Raw genomic sequence first — 5735 nt, 5'->3', positions numbered from 1 at the left:
CTTCTGCTTTGGATGAAGGGCAATTATATTGATTAACGGGTCACTTTTTTGGGAAAAATATTTATGTACCTAAACTTCTAAGCTAGTACGAGTCAGGAAAAGACGTTAAGAGAATACAATCCCTTGAAATAGCTAGGTTTAGATACAAAAAAGACGTCCTAGGACGTCTTTTTTCTTGAATTTGGCTCCCCCTGCAAGACTTGAACTTGCGACATACGGATTAACAGTCCGCCGTTCTACCGACTGAACTAAGGGGGAATTGCTTTGAGCGGTGCGAATGGTAGCGAGTGGGGTGTCCAGTGTCAACCTTTCCAGCCGAAGAAAAAGTAAAAATATTTCCCTGAAAATACTTTACTTTTCTGTACCCCTTATCGGCATTAGGCTAGGTTTAGTTATCCACCAAAATTGTGGATAAGTGTGTTGACGAATCCTGAGCAATTCGTTTCATCAATGAATGTTGAGTTATTACTCTACTCATTTTTTGAGTTTGTTTTTTATATAACACTATGTTTTTTATTTTATTTTTTGATTTATCAACTGAAATTATCAATAAGAAATGAAAATGAATGGCGATGAGAAAAAGGGAGTCATTTTGAAATTTTGGGGAAAACAAGTGGATTATTTTTGAAAGTTAGGAGTGGTTTTTTACGAATCAGGCCGAAGATGGTAGCAAACGTATGGAGAAGAAACTAGCATTTTTTCAAAACAGGGTGATTTACGACGCAACTATTTTGAACAATTACTTGCAACAAAACATGGCTAACAGCGAGAATGCCTATTCAGTTATAGAGGACAACGGCATTATGAGCAAAACGTTTGAATTGGTATCGGGCTATCAACCCTCAGGCGATCAACCTACGGCGATCAAGCAATTGTTTGATGGGCTAGATGCAGGTCTTGCTCATCAAACCTTATTGGGTGTGACGGGTTCAGGGAAAACATTCACCTTGGCTAATGTGATCGCCAAGGCGCAGCGTCCGGTTATCTTGTTGGCACCGAATAAAACGCTCGCAGCACAGCTGTATGGTGAGATGAAGTCATTTTTCCCCAATAATGCGGTTGAGTATTTCGTCTCTTATTACGACTACTATCAGCCAGAAGCGTATGTGCCGACCACGGACACATTTATAGAAAAAGATTCCTCGATTAACTCACACATAGAACAAATGCGACTCTCCGCGACTAAAGCGCTGCTTGAGCGTAAAGATGCGATTATTGTAGCTTCTGTATCGGCGATTTACGGTTTGGGTGATCCTGATTCTTATCTGAAAATGATGCTGCATGTTCGCCGTGGCGATGTGATGGATCAGCGCGACATTATCCGCCGTTTAGCCGAGCTCCAATACACACGTAACGATATGGCGTTTGAACGTGGTCAATTTAGAGTTCGTGGAGAGGTGATCGATATCTTTCCCGCGGAATCGGATTATGCGGCCGTGCGTGTTGAAATGTTTGATGATGAGGTAGATTGCATCAGTTTGTTTGACCCATTGACGGGCGCAATGATTCAGCGAGATCTTCCTCGCTATACCATCTATCCTAAAACGCACTATGTTACGCCAAGAGAGCGCATTGTCGATGCGATAGAGCACATCAAAGAGGAGCTGCGAACTCGCCAAGCCTACCTGTTGGAAAACAATAAACTACTCGAAGAGCAGCGCATATCGCAGCGTACTCAATTTGATATTGAAATGATGAATGAGCTCGGTTTTTGTTCAGGTATTGAAAACTATTCTCGTTATCTCAGTGGGCGAAAAGAGGGAGAGCCGCCTCCGACCCTGTTTGACTATCTACCGCATGACGGTTTATTGATTATCGACGAATCACACGTAACCGTGCCGCAAATTGGCGCGATGTTCAAAGGCGATCGTTCACGCAAAGAAACGTTAGTGGAGTTTGGTTTCCGGTTGCCTTCTGCTTTAGATAACCGTCCATTAAAGTTTGAAGAGTTCGAATCACTTGCGCCGCAGACGATTTTTGTTTCTGCTACCCCGGGCAACTATGAGCTAGAAAAATCAGCCGGACAAATTGTGGATCAAGTGGTGCGCCCAACCGGATTACTGGACCCCGTGCTGGAAGTACGACCAGTCGCAACACAAGTGGATGATGTGTTGTCAGAGATCCGTATTCGTTCAGCGAAAGATGAACGTGTGCTGATCACGACATTGACTAAACGCATGGCTGAAGACTTAACTGAGTATCTTCATGAACATGGGGTTAAGGTCAGATATCTGCACTCAGATATTGATACTGTTGAGCGGGTTGAGATTATTCGCGACCTTCGCCTAGGCGAATTTGATGTGTTAGTGGGTATTAACTTACTGCGTGAAGGTTTGGATATGCCTGAAGTCTCTCTTGTCGCAATTCTTGATGCGGATAAAGAAGGTTTTCTACGTTCAGAGCGTTCATTAATTCAGACCATTGGCCGTGCGGCACGTAACATTGAAGGCAAAGCGATTCTCTATGCTGACCGCATTACTAACTCAATGAAGAAAGCGATGGATGAGACCGATCGTCGCCGTGAAAAGCAGCAAGCACATAATGAAGAACAAGGGATAACACCTCAGGCGCTGAAACGTAATGTCAAAGACATTATGGAGTTAGGTGATATTACTAAGTCCAAGCAGCAGAGGATGAGCAAACAAGTACCTTTGTCGAAGGTGGCAGAAAGCTCGCAAACTTATGAAATATCCACGCCGCTACAACTGGAAAAAGAGATCGCCAAACTAGAAGGGTTAATGTACAAACACGCACAAAACCTAGAATTTGAATTGGCTGCCGAAAAGCGTGACCAAATTGAAAAACTGCGTCAGCAGTTCATTACCAACAGTTAAAAAAATAGCCAATAGAAAAAGGTCTATTGGCTGTTATTTGTGAACACTTTATTCACTAACAACGTCAGTTGGCTAGGTGACCCCTAAGGGTCATATTGAATAGAGCACATATCGTGCCAATTAATTTTATGCAAAAAGGGCTATTAACTAACGAATTAGTGCCTTTTTGTCATTTTATTTTGCAAAATGCGAACCTTAATGCAATAGTTAAGGCGAAGTGCAAAATAATAATGGCTAGAATATGCAACCTGACTTTTCTCTACAAAAGGCTAAATATCTTTTGATGGTGGAAGATACGGCTTCCGTTGCGGCGCTGTATCGTTCATACCTCACCCCCCTTGAAATCGATATCAATATTGTTGGTACAGGTCGTGATGCGATAGAGAGTTTAGCTCACCGAGAGCCGGACCTCATATTGCTGGATCTTCGATTACCCGATATGACGGGCATGGACGTTTTACATGCTGTGAAAAGTCACTACCCCAATGTGCCCGTGATATTCATGACCGCTCATGGTTCGATCGATACCGCAGTGGAAGCGATGCGTCACGGTGCCCAAGATTTCTTGATCAAACCTTGTGAAGCAGACCGCTTGCGCGTCACGGTTAACAACGCCATACGTAAAGCTAGCAAACTAAAAAATGAGGCTGGTAACCCAGGTAATCAGAACTACCAAGGTTTTATCGGCAGCAGTCAAACCATGCAATCAGTCTATCGAACCATTGACTCAGCGGCCTCCAGTAAAGCCAGTATTTTTATTACTGGCGAAAGTGGCACGGGTAAAGAGGTGTGCGCAGAAGCGATTCATGCGGCCAGTAAACGTGGCGATAAACCCTTCATTGCGATTAACTGCGCCGCCATTCCTAAAGACTTAATAGAGAGTGAACTCTTTGGCCACGTGAAAGGCGCATTTACTGGCGCAGCGACCGATCGCCAAGGCGCAGCCGAGTTGGCTGATGGCGGCACACTGTTTTTGGATGAACTGTGTGAAATGGATTTGGATTTGCAGACCAAGCTGTTGCGCTTTATCCAAACGGGCACATTCCAGAAAGTGGGCTCATCGAAGATGAAAAGTGTCGATGTTCGTTTTGTCTGCGCTACCAACCGCGATCCATGGAAAGAGGTACAAGAGGGCCGTTTTCGTGAAGATTTGTACTATCGTCTTTATGTGATCCCATTGCATTTACCACCGCTACGCGAGCGAGGCGATGACGTTATTGAAATTGCTTACTCTTTGCTCGGCTTTATGTCTAAAGAAGAAGGCAAAGGTTTTGTCCGCTTAGCGCCAGAGGTTGTGGAGCGTTTTACGCGCTATGAATGGCCGGGTAATGTGCGTCAACTGCAAAACGTGTTGCGGAATGTGGTGGTATTGAACCACGGCAACGAGATCGAACTGAGCATGTTACCCCCACCGCTAAATCAAGTCGTGGATAACAAGATCCGATTAGCAAACCTAACGACGGATACGCGCAAGGAAAATATAACCGTGCACGATATTTTTCCTTTATGGATGACGGAAAAACAAGCCATCGAACAAGCGATAGAAGCGTGTGATGGTAATATTCCTAAAGCAGCCAGTTATTTAGACGTTAGCCCTTCAACGATCTACCGCAAGCTTCAAGCGTGGAACAGTAGAGAGAACTCATAGAGATATGGAACTGATCAATAAAAACAAAATTGCGCATTTGGCCCAAGAAATTGGAGAAGAGAATGTGCCAATATTGCTCGATATTTTTCTCAGCGAGCTGAGCGCCTATACACAGAAGCTAGCTGATCAAAATCTGCCGGATAAAATCGAATATTTAAAAGACATCAGCCATGCTCTAAAAAGCAGTGCCGCCAGCTTTGGTGCGGATAAACTGTGCGCTAAAGCGGTGGATATCGATAGCAAAGGAAAGGCAAACTGCATTTTTGATGAGGCTGAAGAAGTGGCGGCGATGCGCGCTCTTATCGAAGAGACGCATCGTTGCTATTGCCACTTGGTGGATTAACTGCCACTTGATGGATTAGCTTGTGAGTTGATTCTCAATGGCTTTTTGAAGTTTAACTCGGTCGTGCCGCCAGTCACGATTGGATGATGCTAGCTCTGTAGTGACACAATGCCAGTGTTCAGCCAGCTCCGGATGTGGTGTATCGCCGATCACCACATCGATTTTTCGCGCGTGGCAGGCGCGCTCACACCATTCCAATTTCTGCCGTAGCGACATGCGACCAGCAGGTCCTTGCTCGGGAGACAAGTTCTCAACAAAAATCAGCTTTGCTTTTACGTTTTGCTCAATGGCATTGCCAATTTCGGGCAGCAGTAGTGGTGGCATCACACTGGTGAGAAAGCTTCCCGGGCCAAGGATGATGCAGTCTGCTGCACTGATGGCGAGTATGGCTTCTTTGGTTGCTGGCACTTCAGGTGATAAATCTAAGCGCCTTAAATCTTCCGTCATCTCGTCCACATTCGTTTCACCCGTGACCCAATGACCATCCATAGAAAGTGCACTAAGATCAGAAGGATGCTCTGACATAGGTAAAATATTAACATCGACTTTGAGCATGTTGCGGATCAAGTTGATCGCGTCTAAAGGGCGCACAGATAGGTTATCTAATGCAGTCAGCATCAAATTACCGAGATTATGGCCATTGAGTTCTCCCGCACCTTTAAAGCGATATTCAAACATCATCGAACTGATGGAAGGCTCAGTGATCAACTGGTTGATACAGTTACGTGTATCGCCCCATGCAATGCCACCTTGGCAGTGGCGAATGCGCCCAGTGGAACCGCCGTTATCTGTGGTGGTTACAATCCCTGTCGCATTGGAGCCAAAATCTTTTAACGCCGCTAGCATGCGTCCAAGCCCATGTCCTCCGCCAATGGCGACGACTTTCTTTGAAGTGTATAGAGTCATCTGT

General features: G+C 44.9%; 4 protein-coding genes and 1 tRNA gene. 3 read left to right on the top strand and 2 right to left on the bottom strand.

Annotated elements, in window-relative coordinates; translation table 11 throughout:
* Nucleotides 1-182: 182 nt before the first annotated feature.
* Nucleotides 183-258 (bottom strand) — tRNA-Asn (locus tag B9J87_RS17065).
* 545 nt (nucleotides 259-803) lie between these two features.
* Between B9J87_RS17065 and uvrB the strand changes: the two genes are divergently transcribed.
* The 3 genes from uvrB (at nucleotide 804) to luxU (ending at nucleotide 4825) form a co-directional block, all read left to right on the top strand.
* Entirely contained in the window at nucleotides 804-2834 is a 2031-nt protein-coding gene (uvrB, locus tag B9J87_RS17060; protein ID WP_094151886.1) for an excinuclease ABC subunit UvrB, read from the top strand.
* A gap of 241 nt (nucleotides 2835-3075) precedes the next feature.
* Nucleotides 3076-4482, top strand: coding sequence for a quorum-sensing sigma-54 dependent transcriptional regulator LuxO (gene luxO, locus B9J87_RS17055; protein WP_026028245.1), 1407 nt, complete (start codon nucleotides 3076-3078; stop codon nucleotides 4480-4482).
* 4 nt (nucleotides 4483-4486) lie between these two features.
* Nucleotides 4487-4825: a quorum-sensing phosphorelay protein LuxU gene (luxU, locus tag B9J87_RS17050; RefSeq protein WP_088721080.1), complete on the top strand. Its 339-nt coding sequence runs from the start codon at nucleotides 4487-4489 to the stop codon at nucleotides 4823-4825.
* A gap of 15 nt (nucleotides 4826-4840) precedes the next feature.
* Here luxU and B9J87_RS17045 read toward each other — a convergent pair whose 3' ends face one another.
* Nucleotides 4841-5731 carry a YvcK family protein gene (locus tag B9J87_RS17045; RefSeq protein WP_013857260.1) on the bottom strand — a complete coding sequence of 297 codons (891 nt, stop codon included), beginning with the start codon at nucleotides 5729-5731 and terminating at the stop codon, nucleotides 4841-4843.
* Between the last annotated feature and the right edge of the window lie 4 nt (nucleotides 5732-5735).

Origin of the sequence: Vibrio sp. V19_P1S1T109 (assembly GCF_002241375.1) — a bacterium.
Taxonomy (GTDB): domain Bacteria; phylum Pseudomonadota; class Gammaproteobacteria; order Enterobacterales; family Vibrionaceae; genus Vibrio; species Vibrio anguillarum.
This window is presented reverse-complemented; position numbering and strand designations above follow the sequence as displayed.

Coding starts and splice junctions, on each gene's coding strand:
- uvrB (WP_094151886.1), top strand. CDS start 804: ATGAGCAAAACGTTTGAATTGGTATCGGGCTATCAACCCTCAGGCGAT.
- luxU (WP_088721080.1), top strand. CDS start 4,487: ATGGAACTGATCAATAAAAACAAAATTGCGCATTTGGCCCAAGAAATT.
- B9J87_RS17045 (WP_013857260.1), bottom strand. CDS start 5,731: ATGACTCTATACACTTCAAAGAAAGTCGTCGCCATTGGCGGAGGACAT.
- luxO (WP_026028245.1), top strand. CDS start 3,076: ATGCAACCTGACTTTTCTCTACAAAAGGCTAAATATCTTTTGATGGTG.